This window comes from Herminiimonas sp. CN, assembly GCF_000622895.1.
GTDB lineage: Bacteria > Pseudomonadota > Gammaproteobacteria > Burkholderiales > Burkholderiaceae_D > AVCC01.
Genome location: NZ_AVCC01000050.1, coordinates 1 through 24060 on the forward strand (window position 1 = coordinate 1; position 24060 = coordinate 24060).

A 24060-nucleotide genomic window follows, 5' to 3' on the forward strand; every position below is an offset into this window, starting at 1 on the left:
CGAAAGTGGCATTCCAGCGTTTTAGTGAAGCACAGTTGCGCCACTTGGCAATGGAAGAGACGATACTTTTTCCCGCTTTCGAAAAGGCAACTGACAGCACGGATGGTCCGACAAATGTCATGCGCAGCGAGCATAAACAAATTCTGGGGATCATGGAGCAGATGGACGACGCTATAGCCAGGCTGGAGGCGTCGAATTTTTTCGGCCATGCGGAAACCCTGAATATCATGCTGCAGCAGCATAATATGAAAGAAGAAAGCATGCTGTATCCGATGACCGACAAGGCGCTTTCTGCAAAATGCCATGAAATCATAGACGCGATGGATCACATCGACAGTGTTATCGCTGCTCTGGATAAGGCAGATTGAAACTGTGAATAATGAAATCGAACTGAACGTCTGCGGACTTGAGCCGCCCGAGCCTATGGAACGTGTGCTTGATGCGCTTTCCCATATGGGCCCAGATCAGCGTTTGCGGATGTTGATCGACCGCGAACCACGCCCTCTGTATCGCATTCTCTACAACAACGGTTTCGCTTATGAGACGCACTCCCGTCCGGATTATCTCTACGAGATACTGATTTGGCACAAGGTCTGATGCAGCGTATTCTATCGTTCGATCAAGCGCCACCGCTGTCAGTGCCGCTACGTTTTTTTTTGACGGCTCCCGCATTTGCAATCATTGCCGCCATGCTGCTTTTCTGGTACGGCCCACAAGCCCTGGAGTCCCGCTGGTCACCTTTGACGCTGGCATTGACTCATCTGTTGGTGCTTGGCTTCTTGGCCACTTCGATGATCGGAGCCCTGGTCCAGATTTTGCCTGTGGTGGCAGGCGTTCATTTGCCGCGCGCAAAACTGATAGCTGGTACCGTACATTTTCTTCTGGCAGTCGGCACCGCAGCATTGTCCAGTGCTTTTTTATTGGCGCAACCACTGCTCTTCAAACTGGCTCTACTGTGCCTTGGATCGGCTTTTCTATCGCTTCTGGCCATGAGCGCTGTCGGCCTCTGGCGGGTGCCCAATGTTAGTGCCACGCTGTGGGCCATTCGTCTGGCGCTCATTGCGCTGTTTGGTGCGGTCATGCTGGGAGCGACGCTTGCCAGCGCATTCGCCTGGACGTTTGGATTGCCGCTGATTGAATTGACGAATTTGCATGCACGCTGGGGCTTGCTGGGATGGGTCGGCTTGCTGGTGATCGGGGTCGCTTATCAAGTGGTTCCCATGTTTCAGGTGACGCCGCTCTACCCCCCTTATCTGACGCGCTGGCTGGCGCCGGTATTGTTTCTGCTGTTGCTGTTTTGGTCGGCTGTCGATGTGCTAACTCGGCAGCAGCCGAATGGCTGGAATACCGTCATGTCAATTTTTGTCGCTCTCGGATTCTTGCTGTTTGGAGTGGCAACCTTGTACCTGTTGTGGTTCAGGAAACGTTCCAAGCCGGATGTTACTGTAATGTTCTGGCGCACTGGCATGGTGAGCTTGATCGCCTGCGCCGCCGTCTGGATTGCCGGGCGTCTCCTGCCGCAGATTACGGTTGCTCCTTCTTATGCGCTGCTCTTGGGTGTGCTGTTTATTGTTGGATTCGGATACTCGGTAATTAACGGCATGTTCTACAAGATCGTGCCATTCCTGGTGTGGTACCACTTGCAGAGCGCAATACCACAACGCGGAATCGTGCCTAATGTGAAGCAGATATTGACCGATAGCGTGACTATAAAGCAATTCTACGCACACTTGGGAGCACTGGCGATATTGCTGGCAGCGGCGCAGTGGCCGGGGATTTTGACGCGTGTTGCCGGGCTTGCTTTTGCCGTATCTTCATGCTGGTTGCTGGTGAACCTGATTAGCGCAACACGCATGTATCGACGCATAAAACTGTGCGCAGCGGATGGCTTGGCCATGAAGTATTAAATATTCTTTGCGCTACCCGTCATAGTCGCGCAGTTTCTCGATATTCAGAACGGTAATATTTTTTCCGCTAACGTTAATCAGCTGATTTTCCGTCAGGTCATGCAGAATCCGCGAGAAATGTTCCGGCGTCAGATTGAGCCGGGACGCGAGTACAGCTTTGCTAAACGGTAATGCTATTTCCTGCCCATCGACGTGTGCATCTGCATCGGCGCCGTACTGCAGCAAATAACCGATGACACGCTGGGTGCCGGAGCGTAAAGAATACGCCTCCACATCGCAAATCAAGCCATGCAAGCGCCGACTCAGGCCGGCCAGCATTTTGCGCGCAAATAGAGGGTCCCGCTCCAGTTCTGCCAGTACCGCTGACTTAGCAATATGCAGCAGCAGTGTGTCAGCCAGTGCTTGTGCGCTCACGATGTAAGGCTTGTCCATGAACATCACGGCTTCGCCAAAACTGTGGCCTGGGCCAATAATTTCAACGATTTTTTCGCTGCCCTGCGAAGAAGTGAAGGCAAGCTTCACCTGTCCATAGATCACGGTGTGAAAACCGGTGCAGGCATCGCCGCGTTGAAACAGTGTTTCACCGCGTTGTACATGCATTTCGGAAGTGCCAACTGCAATGCGATCCAATTCTTGCGTCCCCATTTGATTGAATAGAGCGAGTTTGGACAGGAAATCCTGGAGTTTTATTTTGGTTTTAGTCATGACTGTGGACGCATTGTTTGCAGAGTGTGAGAGATTCTATCAAAAACCCGAAGTCAAAAATCAAGCGCCTGAAGAGTGTGCTGGGATGATTCTGAGGCCGGAAAATAACCGGCGCACTGGACGAAAAAGAAGTTTTCGGTTGATTTTCGCTTATTCTTCCACGGTGGCCGGGTATCGTATCACGATGCAAAATACGTCGCCCTTCCACTACGCATTTTGAACTATACGGCGCGCTGATTGGCTAGATAGTTCAGCGGAGACGCTTAGCCAGATTGCCTTGCCACAATACCCCTTCGACGAGTAGACCTTTAGTGCAGCAGCACATAAGCTTGTTGCGTCGGATTGTTCGTCTATGGGAGGTATCGTGGCATCTAGCAATAAGCAGCTTTCTGTACTGATTAGCAGTACTTTCGCGTTCACCATTTGCTTTGCAATCTGGATGATGTTCGCGGTTCTGGGCATCCCGCTCAAGACGCAACTGGGGCTCAATGAAACCGAGTTCGGTTTGCTGGCGGCAACTCCCGTGCTCACAGGTTCCCTGGTGCGTGTGCCGCTGGGCATCTGGACCGATCGTTTTGGCGGTCGTGTCGTTTTCTTTTGGTTAATGATGATCTGCGTAGTGCCGATTTATCTGATCAGCTACGCCACTCAGTTCTGGCATTTTCTGGTGCTGGGGCTGTTTGTTGGCCTGGCTGGCGGCTCCTTTTCGGTTGGTACGCCTTATGTCGCGCGCTGGTTCCAGCAGGAGCGTCGCGGCTTTGCGATGGGAATCTTTGGTGCCGGGAATTCGGGGTCGGCGCTGACTAAATTCGTGGCTCCGGCGATTATCGCCGGATTCGGCTGGCAAATGCTGCCCAAGGTGTACGCCGCTGCCATGTTCATTACAGCCATGCTGTTCTGGTTTTTTTCCTATTCTGACAAGACGCATACGGCAGCGGCCAATGTGCCCCTATCCGAGCAATTGAAGATGCTGAAAGACCCGCGCGTCTGGCGCTATTGCCAGTATTACTCGGTAGTGTTCGGTGGTTACGTTGGCCTGGCGTTGTGGATGACCAAGTATTACGTTGCTGAGTATGGCTTCAACTTGAAACTGGCGGCATTGCTGGCAGCCTGTTTCTCTTTGCCAGGCGGCGTGCTGCGCGCAATGGGGGGGTGGATTTCCGATAAATACGGTGCTTACAAAGTGACCTGGGCTGTGATGTGGGTGTGCTGGGTCTGCTTCTTTCTGCTGTCATATCCGCAAACGAATCTGGTTGTGAGGACCGTTACCGGTGATGCGAATTTTCATATCGGCCTGTCACCGTGGATGTTCACCGTGCTGCTGTTCATTGTCGGTATTGCGATGGCGATCGGCAAGGCATCGGTTTTCAAATTCATCGGGGATGACTTTACCCACAACATCGGTGCGGTCTCCGGCGTGGTCGGTCTGGCCGGCGGCTTGGGTGGTTTTTTTCTGCCGATCATGTTTGGCGCGCTGGTGGATTTGACCGGCGTGCGTTCCAGCACATTCATGTTGTTGTACGGAACGGTGTGCGTGTCACTGGTATGGATGTATTTCTCGTTCAATCCGAGATCCAAGAGCGTGGCGCAAGCGGTTTAATCGGTATGTAAATTCCGACGGCTGAGGCTGTCTTAGAGTGCTGTTTCAGGAGAAAAAAATGGGTAGTTATGTTATTGATCGATGGGAGCCGGAAAGAAAAAAGTTTTTGGCACAGCGAAGGAAAATCAGTCGCCAATCGCAATCTGTGGATTTCCATTCCGGCCTTGCTGCTGGCTTTCGCGGTTTGGATGGTGTGGAGTGTAGTGGTTGTCAATCTGCCGAATATCGGCTTCAAATATAGCACCAACCAGCTATTCTGGCTGACCGCTTTACCGGGCTTGTCCGGCGCGACGCTGCGTATTTTTTATTCGTTTATGGTGCCGATTTTCGGGGGGCGCAAATGGACGACAATTTCCACAGCATCCTTGTTGATTCCAGCCGTCGGCATCGGCTTTGCCGTGCAAGACATCAATACCGGCTATCCAACCATGTTGATACTGGCCCTGCTGTGTGGTTTCGGCGGTGGTAACTTTGCATCCTCGATGGCGAACATCAGCTTCTTTTTTCCGAAGTCGCAAAAAGGGTATGCGCTCGGCATGAATGCTGGCCTGGGTAATCTCGGTGTATCCGTGGTGCAATTCGTGGTTCCGCTGGTAATTACCGCCGGCGTCTTCGGTGCGCTTGGCGGCGAGCCGCAAATCTGGTCCAAGGCGGGTGAGACCAAGCAATTCTGGCTGCAAAATGCCGGCTTCATCTGGGTGCCGTTCATTCTCGTCACCACCCTGGCAGCCTGGTTCGGCATGAACGATCTTGCTTCTGCCAAGGCATCCTTTGCCGATCAGGCCGTGATTTTCAAGCGCAAGCATAACTGGTTGATGTGCTGGCTATATGTCGGCACTTTCGGATCTTTCATCGGATATTCGGCTGGTTTTCCGTTGTTGATCAAGACGCAGTTCCCCGATGTAAATCCTTTGCAATATGCCTTTCTTGGCCCATTGGTTGGTGCGCTTGCCCGTGTTGCTGGCGGCTGGATTTCAGACAAGTTGGGCGGTGCCATAGTGACTTTCTGGACCTTCATTGTCATGATCGCAGCCGTGATCGGAGTCATCAACTTCCTGCCCGGCGCCGGCAGCACGGGTAATTTTTGGGGCTTCTTTTGGATGTTCATGTTGCTGTTCGCCGGTACCGGCGTCGGTAATGCATCGACTTTCCGCATGATTCCGGTGATCTTCCTGACCGAGCGTCAGCGCGAAGCAGCCGGCAAGGGTGCAGCAGCCCAGGCCAAGGCAATTGTCGATGCCAACAAGGAAGGTGCTGCCGTGCTGGGTTTCACTTCCGCAATTGCCGCCTATGGCGCATTTTTCATACCGAAAAGTTATGGTACTTCGATTGCGCTGACAGGTGGGCCGAACGCAGCGTTATGGGGTTTCGTCGGTTTTTACGTTACCTGCGTGATTGTCACCTGGTGGTTTTATTCCCGCAAGAATGCCGAAATGCCTTGTTAATAGAGTCAGAGCGTTAAAGACAATTTGGTGAAAAGGCAGCTGCGTATAGTCCTTAATGGCTAGAAGGCGTAGTTCGGACTGCCTGTCGGAGTCCGACTTCTAGAGAATTGTAAGGGGCGAGTTTGCTGCCTAGAATGGCAGTCCTTGATTCCCGATTAGTAGTTTTAATGATTAGCGCCTGTTTGTCAGGCGCATGTTTGGAGAGACCATGAGTCACTTTCTGGATCGTTTGAAATTCTTCAGCAAGACCAAGGAGACTTTTTCCAACGGACACGGCGCAGTCGTCAATGAAGACCGTACCTGGGAAAATTCCTACCGGCAGCGCTGGCAGCATGACAAGATCGTTCGCTCAACCCACGGTGTGAATTGCACCGGATCATGCAGCTGGAAGGTCTATGTCAAAAACGGTTTGATTACATGGGAAACCCAGCAAACCGATTATCCTCGTACTCGCCCTGATTTGCCGAACCATGAGCCGCGCGGCTGTCCGCGCGGCGCCAGCTATTCCTGGTATGTGTATTCGGCCCAGCGCGTGAAGTACCCGATGGTGCGCGGTCGCCTGATGGAGATGTGGCGCGAAGCGCGCAAAACCATGGCGCCGGTTGCGGCCTGGGAATACATCAGCCAGGATCCTGAGCGCGCCAAGCAGTACAAATCGATTCGCGGCCTGGGTGGTTTTGTTCGAGCCAAGTGGGACGAGGTCAATGAAATCATGGCTGCGGCCAATGCGTTCACGATCAAGAAGTTCGGCCCGGATCGCATCGTCGGTTTTTCCCCGATTCCTGCTATGTCAATGGTCAGCTATGCGGCGGGTACCCGCTACCTGAGTCTGATTGGCGGTGTCGCGTTGAGCTTTTACGACTGGTATTGCGATTTGCCGCCGGCCAGCCCGCAAGTTTGGGGCGAACAGACCGATGTGCCGGAATCGGCCGACTGGTATAACTCGACTTACTTGATGGTATGGGGTTCCAATGTGCCGATGACGCGCACGCCGGATGCCCACTTCTACACCGAAGTACGCTACAAAGGTACCAAGACTGTCGCGGTGTCGTCCGATTTCGGCGAAATGGCGAAGTTCGGCGACATCTGGCTGGCACCTAAGCAGGGTACGGATGCCGCGCTGGCAATGGCAATGGGGCATGTAATCCTGAAGGAATTCCACGTCACTGGTAAATCCGCTTATTTCCGCGATTACGCAAAGCAATATACCGACTTCCCGATGCTGGTATTGCTGAAGGAAAAGAACGGCGCACTGGTGCCGGAGTACTTCCTGCGCGCATCCCATCTGGCCAATAATCTCGACGAAACCAATAATCCGGAATGGAAAACACTGGTCATCGATGATCTCAGCGGCGACATTTCGGCACCGGCCGGCTCAATCGGTTTTCGCTGGGGTGAATCCGGCAAATGGAACCTGGAGCAAAAAGCAGGTACCTCTGGCCGCGCCATCGACCCGCGCCTGTCGCTGATCGATTGCAGCGACGAGGTTCTTCCTGTCGGCTTTGCGTATTTCGGCGGCAAGGATGCCAGCGATATGCTGCTGCGCAATGTGCCGGTCAAGAAAGTGCAGCTGGCCGATGGCTCCATCGCGCTGGTGACCACGGTTTTTGACTTGACGCTGGCTAACTACGGCATCGACCGCGGCCTGGGCGGCGGCAATGTCGCCAAGGACTACGCCGACGATGTGCCTTATACACCGGAGTGGCAAGTCAAGCACACCGGCGTGAAAGCCGCCGATGTGATCACCGTGGCACGCGAATTTGCTGAAAATGCCGACAAGACCCGCGGCAAGAGCATGGTGATTGTCGGTGCTGCGCTGAACCACTGGTATCACATGGACATGACGTATCGCGGCATCATCAATATGTTGATGATGTGCGGTTGTATCGGCCAATCCGGCGGCGGCTGGGCTCACTATGTTGGCCAGGAAAAACTGCGCCCGCAAACCGGCTGGACCCCGCTCGCGTTTGCGCTCGACTGGAACCGTCCGATGCGGCAGATGAACGGTACTTCGTTCTTCTACGCGCACACCAGCCAGTGGCGTCACGAGAAGCTGAATGCGGCGGAAATCCTGTCGCCATCGGCTGACGGCAAGATGGCCGAGATGGCGCTGATCGATTACAACGCCAAGTCCGAGCGCATGGGCTGGCTCCCTTCGGCGCCGCAGCTGGAAACCAATCCGCTGGAAGTCACCCGCGCCGCAGAAGCAGCCGGCAAGGATGTCGCCGCATATGCAGTGGAGCAGATCAAGGCCGGCAAGCTTAATTTTTCCTGCGACGACCCGGACAATCCTGCCAACTTCCCGCGCAACATGTTCGTCTGGCGCTCCAATATCCTGGGCAGTTCCGGCAAGGGCCACGAATACTTTCTGAAGTATTTGCTGGGGACCCAAAACGCGATGCTGGGAGACGAGACCAAATGCATCAAGCCGAAGGATGTCAAGTTCCGCCCGGCCGCCGAAGGCAAGCTCGACCTGCTGGTGGTGTTGGATTTCCGCATGTCGACCACCTGCCTGTACGGCGATATCGTGTTGCCGACTGCAACCTGGTATGAAAAGGACGATCTGAATACCTCCGATATGCACCCGTTCATCCATCCGTTGTCGGAAGCGGTGCAGCCGTTGTGGCAGTCGAAATCGGACTGGGAAATCTACAAGGGTCTGGCCGAAAAATTCTCCGAAATCGGCGGCGAATATCTGGGCACCCAAAAAGACCTGGTCCTGTCGCCGCTGATGCACGACACTCCGGGCGAACTGGGGCAGCCGTTCGATCCGAAAGACTGGCGCGCCGGCGAATGCGAACCGATCCCGGGCAAGACCATGCCGAGCATGAATGTGGTCGAGCGCAATTACCGCGATGTATACAAGAAATTCACATCGATCGGGCCATTGCTGGAAACTATCGGCAACGGCGGCAAGGGTATCGGCTGGAAGACCGGGCATGAGGTCGATGTGCTGCGCGGCATCAACCGCACGGTGCTGGAGGAGGGAGTCTCGAAAGGCCAGCCGCGTCTGAATACCGCAATTGATGCAGCGGAAATGATTCTGTCACTGGCGCCTGAAACCAATGGCCATGTAGCAGTCAAGGCATGGGATGCATTGTCCAAGATGACCGGTCGCGACCATACCCATCTTGCATTGCCGCGCGAACATGACAGCATCCGTTTCCGTGACGTGCAGGCGCAACCGCGCAAGATCATTTCGTCGCCGACCTGGTCCGGCCTGGAGAGCGAAGAAGTCAGCTACAACGCCGGCTATACCAATGTGCACGAACTGATCCCATGGCGCACCCTGACCGGCCGCCAGCAGTTCTACCAGGATCACCTGTGGATGCGCGACTTCGGCGAAGGCCTGTGCGTCTACAAACCGGCGATCAATACCAAGACCACTGCATCGATGCTGGGTGCGCAGCCGAACGGCAACAAGGAAATCGCGCTGAACTGGATCACGCCGCACCAGAAGTGGGGCATCCATTCGACCTATTCGGACAACCTGCGGATGCTGACCCTGTCGCGCGGCGGCCCGCACGTATGGCTGTCGGAAATCGACGCCAAGACAGCCGGCATTGTCGACAACGACTGGATTGAGATTTTCAACGTCAACGGCACGCTGACTGCGCGGGCGGTAGTCAGTCAGCGGGTGCCGGAAGGCATGACCCTGATGTATCACGCGCAGGAAAAAATCATCAATGTGCCAGGTGCTGAAGTGTCCGGCAAGCGCGGCGGGATCCATAACTCGGTGACCCGCACGGTCACCAAGCCGACCCACATGATCGGCGGTTATGCGCAGTTGTCGTATGGCTTCAACTATTACGGCACGGTCGGTTCCAACCGCGATGAATTTGTATTGATTCGCAAAATGAAGAATGTGGAGTGGCTGGAAGGCCCGCTGAAAGCTGAGGCGTAATTAAGTAAATAAGTTGTCATGCAGGACCGGTCCGAATCGGCCGGGCCCTGCAAACTGCCGCCTCGGCGTCACCAGATCTGGAGTGAAAGATGAAAATTAGAGCACAAATCGGCATGGTGCTGAACCTGGACAAGTGTATCGGCTGCCATACCTGTTCTGTCACCTGCAAAAACGTGTGGACCAGCCGCGATGGCGTGGAATACGCGTGGTTTAACAACGTTGAAACCAAGCCGGGAATCGGTTATCCGAAAGAATGGGAAAACCAGGACAAATGGAATGGCGGCTGGCGTCGCACCGCGGCCGGCAAGATCGAGCCGCGCCAGGGTAGCCGTCTGAAAATTCTGGCTAACATTTTTGCCAACCCGAATTTGCCGCAGATTGATGAATATTACGAGCCGTTCACTTATGATTACGAACGTCTGCAGAATGCTCCGTTGTCGGAAACGCCGCCAACCGCGCGTCCGATTTCGGTCATTACCGGCAAGGTCATGGACAAGATCGTCTGGGGCCCGAACTGGGAAGACGATCTGGGCGGCGAATTCGCCAAGCGCAGCAAGGACAAGCTGTTCGACAACATGCAAAAGGAAATGTACGGCACGTTCGAGAATACTTTCATGATGTACCTGCCGCGGCTGTGTGAACATTGCTTGAATCCGGCCTGCGTTGCATCCTGCCCTTCCGGCTCGGTCTACAAGCGCGAAGACGATGGCATTGTGCTGATCGACCAAGATAAGTGCCGCGGCTGGCGCATGTGCATTTCCGGCTGTCCTTACAAGAAAATTTATTACAACTGGTCTTCCGGCAAGGCGGAGAAATGCACGTTCTGCTATCCGCGTATCGAAGCTGGCCAGCCGACCGTTTGCTCCGAAACCTGCGTCGGCCGCATCCGTTACCTCGGTGTCTTGCTGTATGACGCCGACAAGATCGAAGCGGCGGCATCGGTCGCCGACGTGCAAGACTTGTATGAAGCGCAGCTCGATTTGTTCCTTGATCCACATTCGCCTGAGGTGATCGCGGAAGCGCGCAAACAAGGCATCCCTGATTCGTGGCTGGAATCGGCCAAAAAATCGCCGGTCTATAAAATGGACGAAAGAATGGAAAGTCGCATTTCCGCTGCATCCGGAATACCGGACGCTGCCGATGGTCTGGTATATCCCGCCACTGTCGCCGATCCAGGCTGCGGCAGAATCCGGGAAAATGGGCCTGAACGGCATCATTCCAGACACCAAGAGCTTGCGCATCCCGGTCAAGTACTTGGCCAATCTGCTGACTGCCGGCAAGGAAGGGCCAGTCATCAGCGCGCTCGACCGGATGCTGGCAATGCGGGCTTACATGCGCAGCAAGACGGTTGAGAAGGTCGAAAACCTGACCGTGCTGCAGCAAGTCGGAATGAGCAAGGCGGAAGTCGAGGATATGTACCACATCATGGCCATCGCCAACTACGAAGACCGTTTCGTGATTCCGAGCAGCCACAAGGAAATGGCGGAAGACAGCTTCAACGAAAAGGGCTCATGCGGCTTCACTTTCGGCAATGGTTGTTCGGATGGAGTCAGCGAGCCATCCCTGTTTGGCAAGAAAAAGCAAGGGTCGGCGATTTTTGTGTCGATGCCGAAATCCCGTAAAAAACGCGAGGAAAACGTTTTTTAGGACTGCAGGATGCCGGGCGCTTGCGCCCGGCGCTTGGCTTGCTCTGACCATCCAAGAAGGAAACGCTATGCAACACTTCCAGATTTTATCCGCGCTGCTGCTCTATCCAGAGCCTGTGCTGCTGGAGAATTTACCCGAAATTGAAGCGGAGCTGGCAAAAACGCCTCTGCTGCATGCGCCGCTGCGCCCCTTGCTGGATACTTTAGCGGCGAACGATCTGATCACGCTGCAGGAACGCTATGTCAGCACGTTCGACCGCACGCCATCGCATTCGCTGCACCTGTTCGAGCATATCCACGGCGAATCCCGCGATCGCGGGCAAGCAATGGTGGATTTGATGGAAGAATACAAAAGACACGGGCTGGAAATGGCTGGCGAAGATTTGCCGGATTATGTCCCGCTGTTTCTCGAGTTCCTTTCTCAACTGGAGGATAAAGAGGAAGCCGAGCGCCTGCTGTCCGACGCGATTCATGTGCTGGCTTACATCGGCCGCAAGCTGGCAGCCAATGGCAGTCCGTATTCCGGTATTTTCGATGTATTACAGCAATTGAGTCCGGTCGTGGCCGAAGAGTTGAGCGAGCCGCCGATCCGCGATATGGACGAAGCGCTGGAAACCTTTGGTCCTGGCGTCGATGGCGTGGAGCCCCTGCTGAAAACACAGGCCGGCGGTGCACACCCAATCAATTTCTATCCAAAAGGAACAACCGGCAACGCCAGCGCTGCCCGCTGATCCAATGACACAATCTTGATGCATCTGTGCGTCAAAAAAGGAGAGCACATCATGGAATACTTCCACCAATTCATCTTCGGGATTTACCCGTACATCGCGCTGGCAATCTTTCTGCTGGGCAGTCTGATTCGCTTTGACCGCGAGCAATATACCTGGAAATCCGACTCCAGCCAGGTACTGCATGCCGGTAGTCTGCGCACCGGAAATATCCTGTTCCATGTCGGCATCATCGGCCTGTTCTTCGGCCACGCTGCCGGTTTGCTGACGCCAGTCTGGGTCTGGGACACGCTTGGCATCGAGCATGGTACCAAGCAATTGTTTGCGATGATGGCCGGCGGCATCATGGGCGGCCTGGGTTTGATCGGCATCGTCATTTTGCTGGTGCGCCGCTTTACCAACGAACGCATTCTTGCAGTTACGACCTTCAAGGATAAGATTGTTATTTTGTGGATTCTGGCCACCCTGCTGCTGGGACTGTCGTCGATCGTCGCCTCCGCCGGTCACATGGACGGTCACATGATGGTGCTGCTGATGACTTGGGCTCAGCATGTCGTGACTTTCCGCGGCGACGCTGCCTCCTTCATCATTGACGCTCCACTGGTATTCAAGCTGCATCTGTTCATGGGTATGTCGTTGTTCGTGATTTTCCCGTTCACACGCCTGGTCCATGTCTGGAGCGGCTTCGGTGCTGTCACTTATCTCGGGCGCGCATTCCAGCTGGTGCGTCCACGTTGAGCTTGTGCCGCGTGCGCGGCTGCCATCTGGCAGCATGCGCGCCGATTCTTATTGAGAGGAAAACACCATGAGTATTTCGGTCAACGGTGTTGAAATCACCGATGAAGCCATCGAGCAAGAGTTGCCGCATCATCAGCAGGCCCAGCATCCGGTCAAGCAGGCGGTGCATGAATTAATCCTGCGTACCTTACTGCTGCAAGAGGCGGACCGGCTGGAGATTGCTGCGGAAGATGACGATGCACGGGTGGAAGCGCTGTTCGCGCAGGAAGTGCGGGTGCCGCAGGCCGACGAAGCTACATGCGCCACCTTTTACCGCAACCAGCCGGCATTGTTCAGCAATGGCGAAATGATTGAGGCGCGTCATATTCTGTTTCAAGTCACGCCTTCGGTCACGCTGGAGCTGTTGCGCGAGACTGGCGAGGCGATTCTGGCAGAGTTGCGCGCACAGCCGGAACGCTTCGAAGAATTGGCCAAGGAATACTCGAACTGTCCATCCGGCGCTATGGGCGGCAATCTGGGCCAGCTGTCGCGCGGACAGACGGTGCCGGAGTTCGAGGATTTCGTGTTCCGCCTGGCATCCGGCGAGATGGGCGACCGTTTGCTGGAAACCCGTTTTGGCTTGCATATCGTGCAAGTGTTGCGCCGCGTGGATGGCGAGTTGTTACCGTTTGAAGCGGTCAAGTCGCAGATCGCCGATCAATTAACCCGTCAGTCGTGGCAGCGCGCAGTGCATCAGTACTTGCAAATTCTGGTCGGCAAGGCTGACGTGCAAGGCATCACGCTGGACGGCGCGGACACCCCGCTGGTGCAATAATCCGGCCCGTCAGGGCAGCTGCACGGACCGGGCAACGGTTGCGTGCAGCTCCTCATTTCTATGATACTGTGCATTGTATTTTTTAATACCGCAGATATTTTAAGCGGATATGCCAGTGTTTTTCAATATACTCCATTGTTATTGGCTATGTCGTAGTTAGTTGTTGAAATTGATTTTCTCATAGGGGTGCAGAATCTTTCTGCTACAGCTATGGCCGCATTTTCAACAGTCAATTGCGACATAGCCTTGTTATTTCATGTTTTACGCCGGCCGCTGATGTTTGGCGAATCGCCGTTGCCCGACTCTTGCGCGCTTTACTACTAAAGTACTAGCTGCGGTAACCCTTCGTGCCGACAGGCAGAGGCGATCCGATGCCATAAAATCGTGTCATTCATCAGCGATCGAGGTTTGCTTTGCTGGTCCGTCTGCGTGTTCGAGCATGCGGTCGAATCAAATAACTTCGGCGCCTCACGCATCCAGAGGTGGTAACAATATGAATGACATCGAAAAATTTGTGCGCGGCTATCGTCGTTTTCAACAGCAATATTTCAGCGATCAGCAAACGCTGTTCGATAGTTTGCGCGAATCGCAGAACCCGACTACCTTGCTGATTGGCTGCTGCGATTCGCGGGTCGATCCTATGCTATTGACAGGCAGCGATCCGGGCGACCTGTTTATCGTGCGCAATATCGCCAATCTGGTGCCGCCCTGCACCGACGACGCATCGCCCGGCGTCAGTTCCGCCATCGAATTTGCAGTATGTAATCTGGAAGTCAAGCGCATTATCGTGCTGGGCCACGCCCGTTGCGGCGGCATCCGGGCCTTGCTGTCGCCGCCTGAAATTACGCCGGAGACCAATTTTGTCGAGCGCTGGATGCGTATCGCAGAACCGGTCCGGGATCGGGTGTTGCGCGATCTTGCGTACAAATCGTCAGAGGCCCAGCACAAGGCGTGCGAGATGGCGAGTATTTTGCATTCCCTTGATAACCTGCTGACGTACCCGTGGCTCAAGCGTCGCGCGGAGGAGGGGGCGTTGATGCTGCATGGCTGGTATTTCGACATTGAAACCGGCGCCTTGCTGGCATATTCTCCCCGACAGCAGGAGTTTCTGCCGCTGGTCTGTCCGCTCGACCCACCTTCGAAAGGCGTGCACCGAAAAACCAATTTCTGAAACAGCCTGCAAAACTGCGCGGGCAGGTCTCGGCTGTAATATGACGGCATGGCAATAAGGCCGGGTGCGGAAATTCTGCGCCAAATTAACTTAAAACGACAAGACGCTAATGACACCTCGGATATTGGGTATTGCGGGTTGGTCCGGCAGCGGCAAGACGACGCTGCTGGAATACCTGTTGCCGCAATTGGCCGCGCAGGGTTTGCGCGTGAACGTAATCAAGCACAGCCATCACGACCTGGAGCTGGAGCCGCCACATAAGGATAGTGCGCGGCTGCGCGCCGCAGGCGCAACCGAAGTCTTGCTGAGTTCACCCTACCGCTTCGCACTCATCCATGAATTGCGCGGCGCTCCAGAGCCGGCTCTGGCGGAACAGGTCGCACGCATGTCTGCTGCCGACCTGACGCTGGTGGAGGGATTCAAACGAGAGCCGATTCCGAAACTGGAAATTCATCGCCCGGCGCTGGGCAAGCCGGCGCTGTATCCAGACGATATGGACATTGTGGCGGTGGCGTCCGATAGTGCGCCACCGTTGCTGGCACGCCGGCTGGCCTGGCTCGATCTGGGTCGGCGCGATCAGATCCTGGCATGGGTGATGATGTATGCCAAAAATGGCGTAAGCTGTTAGCCATGACACTCGACACCATCCTGCCTGCCTGGCAACAACTTTCCACCAAGATCGTTAGCGTATTGCTGGGGTTTCTGGTTCTGGCTCTGATGGCAATCGGCGCCACATTATTCTTGTCGTGGCAACTGGAAGGCAGTTCTGCGGCAATCAACGAAGCCGGCAGCTTGCGCATGCAAAGCTACCGTTTGTCGATGGCTTTGTCGCGCTGGGTGAACGAGCCGGAGCATGCCGAAACCCGGCAAGTCGTCGACAAGGAAATCCGGACGATAGAAGCCAAGTTTTCGCTGTTGCAAAAAGGCGATCCGCAGCGCCCCCTGTTCTTGCCTCCCACCACCGGGATTCATGATGAGTTCGAAACGGTATCCACGCACTGGCATCAGAAGTTGCTGCCGCTGGTCAATGCCATGCTGACCCAGCAGAATCCCCAGCGGGCAGCCAGTTGGCAGCGTTATCACCCGCAAGTGGATGATTACGTGGCGAATGTTGATGCGCTGGTAAAGATGATCGAAAAAGACAGCGAACAACGCACCTTCTGGCTACGCTCGTCGCAGTTGGTGCTGGTGGCATTGGCGCTGACTGGCACCGTGATCATAATTTACCTGATGTTCCTGCTCATCATCCAGCCGGTTACACGCCTGTACGACGGCATGCGGCGCATGACGGAAAAGGATTTCAGCGTCCGTTTGCCGGTCGAGAGCCGCGATGAATTCGGCCGCTTGAGCGAGGGCTTCAACCATATGGCGGACCGCCTCGAAGACCTATACAGCAGTCTGGAAAGCCGGGTTCAGCAAAAAACGGCAGCGCTGGAGGATCAGAATCGGGAGTTGGCGCTGCTCTATGATATTGCGGCTTTCTTGCAAGTGCCGCAGCCAGTGGAGGCCATTTGCGAAGGATTTCTGGACCGGATCAATCGCTATTTCGAGGCTGACGGCGGTTCGGTCCGGGTATTGGAGCCGATTCGGGGTAACCTGCATATGGTGGTGCATCAAGGGATTTCTGCTGAAATGGTGGAGGCCGAGCACTGTCTCAAGGTCGGGGATTGCCTATGCGGCCAAGCCGCCGTAAAAGGCGTATCGGTGGTGCACAATCTGCATCAAATGGACAAATCCCTGCAATTGCGCTGTCATCGGGAAGGTTTCGCCACAATATCGGTGTTTCATATCTATGCGCGCGATCAGCACCTCGGATTCTTCAATATGCATTTCCGACAAGCCAGAACATTCAGCAAACATGAGTCTGACCTGCTTTCTACGCTGGGACAACTGCTTGGGGTGGCGATCGAAAACCTGCGGCTGGCCATGCGTGAACGCGAAATGGCAATTTCCGAGGAGCGCAATATGGTCGCACAAGGATTGCATGACAGTATTGCGCAGGGGCTGACGTTTCTGAATATTCAGGTGCAACTGCTGGAAGATTCGCTGCAACAGGGCAATATTGATGAGGTTGCCGAAATCGTGCCCGCGTTGCAGGCCGGGGTGAAAGAGAGCTATGAGGATGTGCGTGAATTGTTGCTCAATTTCCGTAGCCGCCTGGCCGAAGGCGATCTGGTAGGATCGCTGGAGACTACGGTAGAAAAATTTCGCCGTCAGACCGGGATTGCCGCTGAATTCATTGCCGATGTCGATGGTGCGCCGTTTCCGCGCGAGCAACAACTGCAGATTCTGTTCATCGTACAGGAGGCGCTCTCCAACATTCGCAAGCATGCGGTAGCCAGCCATGTCGAAGTCAGCCTTGCGGATCAGAAGGATTTTGCCTTGACCATTCGCGACAACGGCATCGGTTTTGATGTGGAAACCCTGCGCCGAAAGGGCGAAAGCCACGTCGGCATTAATATCATGCGCGAGCGTGCACAGCGCATCCGTGCTGCGCTCGATATTGCTTCCGCGCCCGGTACCGGCACTACCGTCGTGCTGCATCTGTCGCATGAACAGCGGCTGGCGGCATGATTTTCTTTTGATGAATTAAAGGATCCATGGATAACCAGATCAACGCTCCTATCATGCCTGTCGCGCCTATCAGCGTACTCCTGGTTGATGATCACAACCTGTTTCGCAGCGGTATCCGCTCCCTGTTGCAGCGCCACGCAGATTTCACTGTTGTCGGCGAAGCCGCCGACGGAGTGGAAGGCGTCAAGCGTGCCAAGCAGCTGCAGCCGGACGTAGTTTTGCTCGATCTGAACATGCCAGGTATTTCAGGCCTGGAAACGCTGCAGCTGATCTTGCAGGACCGTCCCGGAACGGCAGTCATCCTGCTGACGGTGTCGGAGGACGCCGAGGATCTGGGGGCTGCCTTGCAGTCAGGCGCACGCGGTTACCTGATCAAAAACATCGATACCGATTTTCTGGTGCGGGCGATCCGACGGGCCGCGGCAGGAGAGCCGGTAGTCGCTGAAGCGATGACGGCCAAACTGGTGGCGCAATTTCAGGGGGGCAATGCGGCGCAAGCCAAATTACTGCCGAGCGAGCTGGATAAACTGACGCCACGTGAAAAAGAGACTCTTGCCTGCCTGGCGCGAGGCGAGAGCAACAAGAACATCGCTCGTTCGCTCAATGTCGCCGAAAGCACGGTGAAAATACATGTACAGAGTATTTTGAAGAAGCTGAACCTGTCCAGCCGGGTGCAGGCTGCGGTATTTGCCGTTGAGCATGGGATAGCCGTAGGTAACGCCGAAAAACAGACATAAGAATTTCTCGATCGATCGCAATATCGTCATGCTCGCCCCGGCGGCTCATTCGGCAATTTATTGATTCAGTAAGGAAAGAGTTTATTTTCAGGGTACTGTTTTCCCCTCTGCTGATCGGCGGAGTCGAGTGTCTGGTTTCAATTTTATTGGTTCCGGATCTATGGTAATTCAGAGTCGTTATTTATATTCCGGGTGTGAATTCGCTATTGCTTTATTCAATGCCACAATATAAGATTCATTTAATTTGTATCTTTAAATGCGGAGCAATATGGGCCTTATGACAATTGATGAACCCAACGTGTCGAGGCAGGGCAAACCGTCGCCGACGCACCATCCGTTGTGGGCGCTGGGGTTTCGCCCGTTTTATTTGTTGGCAGCAGCTTTTGCCGCTGTCAGTATTCCGTTATGGCTGGCAAGTTATTTCGGCCATCTGTCTGGTTTGGCAAACATCACCATCAACTGGCACATGCACGAAATGGTGTTCGGCTTTGCAGTAGCAGTAATCATCGGCTTTCTGTTTACCGCAGGGCGTAATTGGACCGGTTTGTGGACCCCGCGCCGGGGCTATTTGGCGGCCCTTGTCGGCGTGTGGCTGGCAGGGCGCATCGCCATGCTGGCCGCGCCGGCGTTGATTGCGGCGCTGGTGGACTTGCTGTTTTTGCCGCTTGCTGCCTGGCCCATGTATCGTGTGCTGCAACGTTCTGGCAATAAGCGCAATATGTTTCTGATTGGTTTGCTCAGCCTGCTCACAATAGTCAACTTATTATTTCATCTCGCGGCGATAGGCTGGATTTCCACCCCCGCCAAACTGATAATGCAGGCCGCCATTCTGATTGTCGTCATGATCGAATCGGTGATGGGCGGACGCATAATTCCCGGCTTTACATCCAATACCGTGCCCGGAACCAAGCCGGTTGTTAACCCCCAGCGCGACCGTCTTACCATTGCATTCACCGCAATGGCAAGTTTGGCATGGATCTTTACATTTCCACCCCGCCTGATAGCTGCATTGGCGTTTGCTGCAGCCTGTTCGCAACTGTTCCGGTTGGGCGGATGGAAGCCGCATGCCACCCTACGCCACCCTTTGCTATGGATTTTGCACTTGTCATATGCCTGGATTCCCTGCGGCTTCATTCTGATAGCATTGGCGGCCCTGCAAGTGGTTTCGACAAGCTCGGCCTTTCATGTGCTGACGATTGGCTCGATGGCAGGGCTGATTGTCGGCATGATGACCCGCACCACCCTTGGCCACACCGGAAGGCCGCTCAAAGCGAGTGGCAATGAAATGGTGATGTATGCGTTGATACAAATTGGTGTTATCGCGCGGTTTTGTGCGTCCATCGACAGCACAGGATTACGCAATGGCGCGTTGATTGTGGCGGCGGCCAGCTGGTCGGCGGCATTTGTACTCTTCCTGATTGTCTACGGCCCGTATCTCTACCGGCCGCGCCTTGATGGCAAGGAAGGCTAATTCTTGTGTTGTCCATTGTCATGCGGCAGTAGCATTCTGAACGATGCAGACGCTACTGCAGATGTTTGGAAGAGAACGTTGCTGCTGCATCAATCGCTAATCAGCAGGGTCGTCAGACCCTGCGTTGAACATGTTGAATTTTTGCGGTAGATGGTTGTTTAGGGGCGCGTAATTGCGTCTACAATCCTGTGTCGTCAAGCCGTGCCAGATAGAATCTTGGCCGGCATGAGAAAAGGCTGAAAACTCTGTTAAGTTTTCAGCCTTTTCTGGTATTTCGGTGCATTGTATCTTGGTGCCGGGAGCCGGAATCGAACCGGCACGCTGTCTCCAGCGCGGGATTTTGAGTCCCAAGACTAACCTATATTTTTCAATTGCTTAGATAGTTTTTTGTTCCGCAAACGGATTTTTTTATTCGTTAAATCGCGGGGCTACGCGCTTTCCATTTTCATGTTTGCGGAACGAATTTACGCCTATTTAGTCGGCTTGACCAGCTTGCCGCGACGGTGCCGAACGTAATGTGCAGTCATCGTTTCCGTGCTGTGTCCGAGTTGGTCCTTGGCCGCAGCCATGCCGCGCAATTCCTCGGTGTCGGTTCCGGCCTTAGCGCGGAGGTCACGGAACTGGAACGACCTGATTCTGTCCGTAATATCTGGCAACCCGGCGCACTCGGCGGCAATCTGCGACGCTTCGACGGCGATATCGCGCGCCCGGTCGAATGCGCCGCGCAGCATTGCTTTCGTCAGCTTCTGACCATCCTTCGCTGCCAAGGTAAAACCCGACACCTTACGCGCATTGATGCGCTCAATCACCGCGGCAAATTCCCCTTCTACCGACACGCGCAAGAGCTTTCCGCCCTTATTCTGGCGCACCGACACTGCGCCGCTGGCAATGTCGGATTGCGACATCTTGCGCACGTCTGCTGGTCTTTGCCCTGTAAGATAGGCTAAGTCCATTGCGTCTCGGCAATGCTGCTCTGCAGCCTCCCATACGGCCTGATACACCTCGTCGTCAATATAAGCATTACGCCCGGCTTCCTTGAATCCTCTTATGCCTGCGCAGGGGTTCGCCTTGCTTGTCAGCCCCTTCTCGCGGGAGAAATTGAATATGTGGCTGAAAAGTGCCTTCTCTCGGTTGGCGCGCACAGGAGCCGACTTGCGCCAGTCAAGATACTGCCTTACGTGGATCGGCTCAATATCGTCCAGCGGGACTGGTGGCACATCAAAGAACTTGTACAGGTTCGCCAGTTCGCGCAGATTATCCTTTTGCGTTTCAAGTCCCTTGTTCGGCATGACTTCGCGCTGATACCGCTCTGCCGCGTGCCGAAATGTGATTATCTTTCCAGCCACATCGCCGCTAACGGTCAATTCCGCCCACTTCTGCACCGCCAACACGTAATCTTGACCAAGTGGGATTTCGCGTCTCGGCTTGGCTCCAGTGTCTAGAAAGTAATAAATTTTGTCGCCACGATGCCTGGCGCGCATCCCGGCCGGCAAGTTTTTGTTTCGCGTGGCAATCCTTCCCATGATTTCACCCAGTCTTTAATACTCGTGGAGCCCATGCGGCCTTAACTGGCGTCGGCGCTACTGCGGAGCGTGAATCTATCGCGCTGCGCGCCACTACTGGAAAGCCAATCGCATTTACATAAAATGGTAGGCCCATATGCCGTAATGCAGTGATTTGAAGAGACTTGAATTTGCGTCCAGTCAATTCAGATATTTCGTCGCGCGATAAAAACGTGCTCATTTCTACCTCCCATGCATTTTTAGTCGCTTCTATGATGCGGATTATTTCGGCGGTCATTGCGCATCCTTTCTGACACAGTCATTGCAAACTAGCATGCGCACAGTATGTTTTTTGCCAAGCGCCGTGGCTCCGGTATGCTCGACAAATGCATCGCTGAGTTCTTGCGGCGTTTTCCATAGCCCGCACTTGCCACACTGCACCTGTTTGATACCGGCCTTGCGCTGCACTTCAGCCCATGCGTGCCAGGCCAAATAACCCTCTGGAGGCTGGTCGCCTGGCTTATATGACTCTGTTGTGCATACAATCCCATTGCCTATTTTTGTGCAGGTCATCGTGGAGCCTCTACCGATTTGATGGTTACTGTTATTTTTTGGTTGAGATTCTTTGCGGAAAGTGCGATTACAAGCATCAGCATTGCAATGCCGTCGCAAATCATTTCAGCGTCGCTTTGCGGCCATGAATTCCAGCCGAAATAGGCTGTTTCAGCTATCCAGAACCATATTGCTATAACAATTGTCCAGGTCATGGTGCATCCTTCTTGCTGGCGGCAATGGCGGCGCGTTCGTTGCGCTCGGCAATTGTCCTTAATGGCAACTCCGGACTTTGAAGCCATACGCCATCATGGACATAGCAGCCGAATGCGGTAGCTTCATGCCGACCAAAACCGCAAGATCGAACAACGCCAAGCTCGGCTAGCCTGCGCATGCGATCCTTCGGAACGTCATGGCCGCCTGCATCAAAGTCCTCGCAGCACTCCATAAATCTGTGTAGGTCATGGAAATCAGTTTCGGTAAGATACGATTCAAAAGGCTTTGCCTGTGCCGCCATACGTTCTTCAATGCTCGCATCCCCCGCCACATCACCCTGCGTGGCTTCCAGTGCCTGCAATTCCTGAATAGCGCATCCAATTGCGGACAAAGTATTGCCGCATGGCGCACGGTGGAATGCCGCATACAATTGATCGAGTGCGCTGCCGTGAGTGCTTCCATCTGGAATCGGTGTGCTGGACAGGTCTGGGCCATCATCCCGCGCAGCCTCGGCAATCAGGGGCTGCGTGATGTCGCCTTTGTGCCCACTACCGCCGCAATGCGGGCAATCAAGATCAGAGTAGTCCTGTGGCCCTTCGCCATAATTGATGAACATTAGCGCGCCACTTGGCAACTCTACAGCCTGATCGCGGCACTCTGCAGCTTTATGAAATGCAGCCTTATCCTCGTCGGACAGCGGCAATTTGTTACGTTTTGGTGCATCGGCTTGCGCGGATAGGATGGCGCGGGCGAATGCATGGAATCCGTCATCGCCTTTTCCATGCTTTACCAATAGTGCATCTATCTCCGCGTCGCTCAACTCCGCGCGCCCATCAGCGCGGGCTGCTTGCCATGCTTCCCATCGATGTTGTACAACACGCAAAGCATAGGTTCCATCGCCATTTCGTATAAAGTCACCCAAAACCGCAGCCTTGTATCCATTCGCCTCAAACTCTGCTCTATTGGTAGTGTTCATTGCTGTTCTTTCGTTGCTGATTCAATAATTGCATCATCTTTAAATTCGCCGCAAACATGATCGCGTAGCGTCATGATGTGGCCCGCCCCAAGCGGCAGACTTGAGTACGTCATTCCGATCATTGCGCCTCTTTCTGCGCCAGATACAGGGGCGGACCGGATGCACTCTCCGGCGACTGAGTTATGCCAGCGCCACCAGTCGCATCCCGCGCAACACGGCCCATGACTGCGGTAAAAGGCATCAACAATTGCCTGCGTGCGCTCCAAGCGATTCATTTCACACTCGCTGCGTCGATGATGGTTTGTGGGTCGATGGCGCGGATAGCTTTGGAACACTGGTACGCTGTTCTTGAGCACATCAACCCTGCTGTGTATGTGTCCCTGTAGCTATATAGGTCTTTGCACTGTTCTGCTGCCGCCTCCAGCGCAGCCTGTACGATGGCTGTGACGTTGGCTGGTGCTGGTGGTGCGGCGTAGAGTGGCTCAATCCACGCATCGGCATATCCATCAAAGTCAATCCGCTCTTGCCGCCATTGATCAGCAATTTTTAAGCTCTGACAAAGCACCGGACCTTCATAGCTCATCTGAGGATTTTTCCCCTTGCCAACCCTGTGCGCCCTCCACGCAGTCGGCTGCTGCCCCGCCTGCGCTGCGAGTTGCGCTTCCAGTTCCGCAATCCGCACCTGCAGTGCTTCGGTATCTGGCTGTGCTCCAACTGGCGGTAACATGTCATCACGATAATTGCCTGCCAGCCAGATATCAATCAGTTCCAATCCACGGCTGACCGTCATTTCTCCGTGCTGCATGGAGCGTAGGAACTCGTACAGTTCGCTGCTGTTGCGCTGTTCTGGATGGCACTCGCTACATTTGAACGCGCCAATTTCAGACAGCGCAGATTCCAATGTCGGATAAGCAGCAACGTCCCAACACTCGGGATAGTGGATCGCTTTCGCAGTATCTGGCTGTGCTGGCGGATGGGTGAATATCGGAGCAAGTTCGCCGTAACTGGCAATTACGTCCGGTGGGGCGGATTCTTTTCTTGCGAACCATATGCGCACATTTCCGTTATCGGCGAACGCAGCCCACGCCACCGGCTCCCCGCTATGCTCCACCACGCCGGGCAGGGTGTCGGGAACGAGCATGACGGACTCTTTATATGCCATCCCGAAATCATCAGCCCAAGATGATGCGCCGTCATCGGTTAAAGACGGCAGTTTTATCGCGCCAATGCCGCACATTTCTTCTGTGGGATCAATCGTCACCAGCTTATAAACAGCAGGATCAAACGTAACGGTTTTCATGCTTGCTCCTTCATGGCTAGGTCGATGATGGCGCGAATGTCCTGCACTGTTTGCGGGTTTGCGTCCGTTTTTCG

At 54.5% G+C, this 24060-nt stretch carries 20 protein-coding genes and 2 pseudogenes; 15 read left to right on the top strand and 7 right to left on the bottom strand.

Annotated elements, in window-relative coordinates; all coding sequences use genetic code 11:
• The 3 genes from HMCN_RS0111365 to HMCN_RS0111375 all read left to right on the top strand — a co-directional run.
• A partial coding sequence (locus tag HMCN_RS0111365; RefSeq protein WP_025917510.1) for a hemerythrin domain-containing protein occupies positions 1-368 on the top strand: 368 nt, incomplete at its 5' end.
• A 4-nt stretch (positions 369-372) separates the two neighbouring features.
• Entirely contained in the window at positions 373-597 is a 225-nt protein-coding gene (locus HMCN_RS0111370; protein WP_025917511.1) for a DUF2249 domain-containing protein, read from the top strand.
• Complete coding sequence (locus HMCN_RS0111375) at positions 582-1907, top strand: hypothetical protein (protein WP_238552117.1); 1326 nt, start codon at positions 582-584, stop codon at positions 1905-1907. Before HMCN_RS0111370 ends, HMCN_RS0111375 begins: the two co-directional genes overlap by 16 nt.
• A 12-nt stretch (positions 1908-1919) precedes the next feature.
• Here HMCN_RS0111375 and HMCN_RS0111380 read toward each other — a convergent pair whose 3' ends face one another.
• On the bottom strand, positions 1920-2612 hold the full coding sequence (locus HMCN_RS0111380; protein ID WP_025917513.1) for a Crp/Fnr family transcriptional regulator: 693 nt from the start codon (positions 2610-2612) through the stop codon (positions 1920-1922).
• A gap of 352 nt (positions 2613-2964) precedes the next feature.
• Between HMCN_RS0111380 and HMCN_RS0111385 the strand changes: the two genes are divergently transcribed.
• The 12 genes and pseudogenes from HMCN_RS0111385 (at position 2965) to HMCN_RS0111440 (ending at position 19440) form a co-directional block, all read left to right on the top strand.
• Positions 2965-4212 (top strand): nitrate/nitrite transporter, encoded by a 1248-nt coding sequence (locus tag HMCN_RS0111385; protein ID WP_035626786.1) that lies wholly within the window; start codon positions 2965-2967, stop codon positions 4210-4212.
• A 58-nt stretch (positions 4213-4270) separates the two neighbouring features.
• A pseudogene (locus HMCN_RS0111390) lies at positions 4271-5657 on the top strand (NarK family nitrate/nitrite MFS transporter).
• 208 nt (positions 5658-5865) lie between these two features.
• Complete coding sequence (locus HMCN_RS0111395; RefSeq protein WP_025917516.1) at positions 5866-9561, top strand: nitrate reductase subunit alpha; 3696 nt, start codon at positions 5866-5868, stop codon at positions 9559-9561.
• An 89-nt stretch (positions 9562-9650) separates the two neighbouring features.
• A pseudogene (gene narH, locus HMCN_RS17650) lies at positions 9651-11208 on the top strand (nitrate reductase subunit beta).
• A gap of 67 nt (positions 11209-11275) precedes the next feature.
• Positions 11276-11938 (top strand): nitrate reductase molybdenum cofactor assembly chaperone, encoded by a 663-nt coding sequence (gene narJ / locus HMCN_RS0111405; protein ID WP_025917517.1) that lies wholly within the window; start codon positions 11276-11278, stop codon positions 11936-11938.
• A gap of 51 nt (positions 11939-11989) precedes the next feature.
• A complete protein-coding gene (gene narI / locus HMCN_RS0111410; RefSeq protein ID WP_025917518.1) occupies positions 11990-12673 on the top strand; it encodes a respiratory nitrate reductase subunit gamma in 684 nt (227 codons plus the stop codon).
• A gap of 67 nt (positions 12674-12740) precedes the next feature.
• The gene (locus HMCN_RS0111415; protein ID WP_025917519.1) at positions 12741-13487 is read left to right on the top strand and encodes a peptidylprolyl isomerase; all 747 of its coding nucleotides are present in this window, start codon (positions 12741-12743) and stop codon (positions 13485-13487) included.
• A 493-nt stretch (positions 13488-13980) separates the two neighbouring features.
• The gene (locus HMCN_RS0111420) at positions 13981-14658 is read left to right on the top strand and encodes a carbonic anhydrase (protein ID WP_025917520.1); all 678 of its coding nucleotides are present in this window, start codon (positions 13981-13983) and stop codon (positions 14656-14658) included.
• Positions 14659-14767: 109 nt separating this feature from the next.
• Positions 14768-15286: a molybdopterin-guanine dinucleotide biosynthesis protein B gene (mobB, locus tag HMCN_RS0111425; protein ID WP_035626789.1), complete on the top strand. Its 519-nt coding sequence runs from the start codon at positions 14768-14770 to the stop codon at positions 15284-15286.
• Between the two features lie 2 nt (positions 15287-15288).
• On the top strand, positions 15289-17232 hold the full coding sequence (locus tag HMCN_RS0111430) for a type IV pili methyl-accepting chemotaxis transducer N-terminal domain-containing protein (protein WP_025917522.1): 1944 nt from the start codon (positions 15289-15291) through the stop codon (positions 17230-17232).
• Between the two features lie 53 nt (positions 17233-17285).
• Positions 17286-17969, top strand: coding sequence for a response regulator transcription factor (locus tag HMCN_RS0111435; protein WP_025917523.1), 684 nt, complete (start codon positions 17286-17288; stop codon positions 17967-17969).
• A 277-nt stretch (positions 17970-18246) separates the two neighbouring features.
• On the top strand, positions 18247-19440 hold the full coding sequence (locus HMCN_RS0111440; RefSeq protein WP_238552119.1) for an NnrS family protein: 1194 nt from the start codon (positions 18247-18249) through the stop codon (positions 19438-19440).
• Positions 19441-19910: 470 nt separating this feature from the next.
• Here the strand turns inward: HMCN_RS0111440 and HMCN_RS0111445 are convergent, their stop codons facing one another.
• From HMCN_RS0111445 to HMCN_RS0111465, 6 genes are all read right to left on the bottom strand, one after another.
• Positions 19911-20963 carry a tyrosine-type recombinase/integrase gene (locus HMCN_RS0111445; protein ID WP_025917525.1) on the bottom strand — a complete coding sequence of 351 codons (1053 nt, stop codon included), beginning with the start codon at positions 20961-20963 and terminating at the stop codon, positions 19911-19913.
• Between the two features lie 4 nt (positions 20964-20967).
• Positions 20968-21240 carry a DUF4224 domain-containing protein gene (locus HMCN_RS18695; protein ID WP_238552121.1) on the bottom strand — a complete coding sequence of 91 codons (273 nt, stop codon included), beginning with the start codon at positions 21238-21240 and terminating at the stop codon, positions 20968-20970.
• Between the two features lie 271 nt (positions 21241-21511).
• On the bottom strand, positions 21512-21709 hold the full coding sequence (locus HMCN_RS0111455) for a hypothetical protein (RefSeq protein ID WP_025917527.1): 198 nt from the start codon (positions 21707-21709) through the stop codon (positions 21512-21514).
• The gene (locus tag HMCN_RS0111460) at positions 21706-22686 is read right to left on the bottom strand and encodes a hypothetical protein (protein ID WP_025917528.1); all 981 of its coding nucleotides are present in this window, start codon (positions 22684-22686) and stop codon (positions 21706-21708) included. The genes HMCN_RS0111455 and HMCN_RS0111460 overlap by 4 nt, the downstream gene beginning before the upstream one ends.
• Positions 22683-22808, bottom strand: a complete 126-nt coding sequence (locus tag HMCN_RS20005; protein WP_255342429.1) for a hypothetical protein — start codon at positions 22806-22808, stop codon at positions 22683-22685. Before HMCN_RS20005 ends, HMCN_RS0111460 begins: the two co-directional genes overlap by 4 nt.
• A gap of 149 nt (positions 22809-22957) precedes the next feature.
• Positions 22958-24060, bottom strand: a 1103-nt coding sequence (locus HMCN_RS0111465; RefSeq protein WP_238552124.1) for a hypothetical protein, incomplete at its 5' end; no start/stop codon positions are given.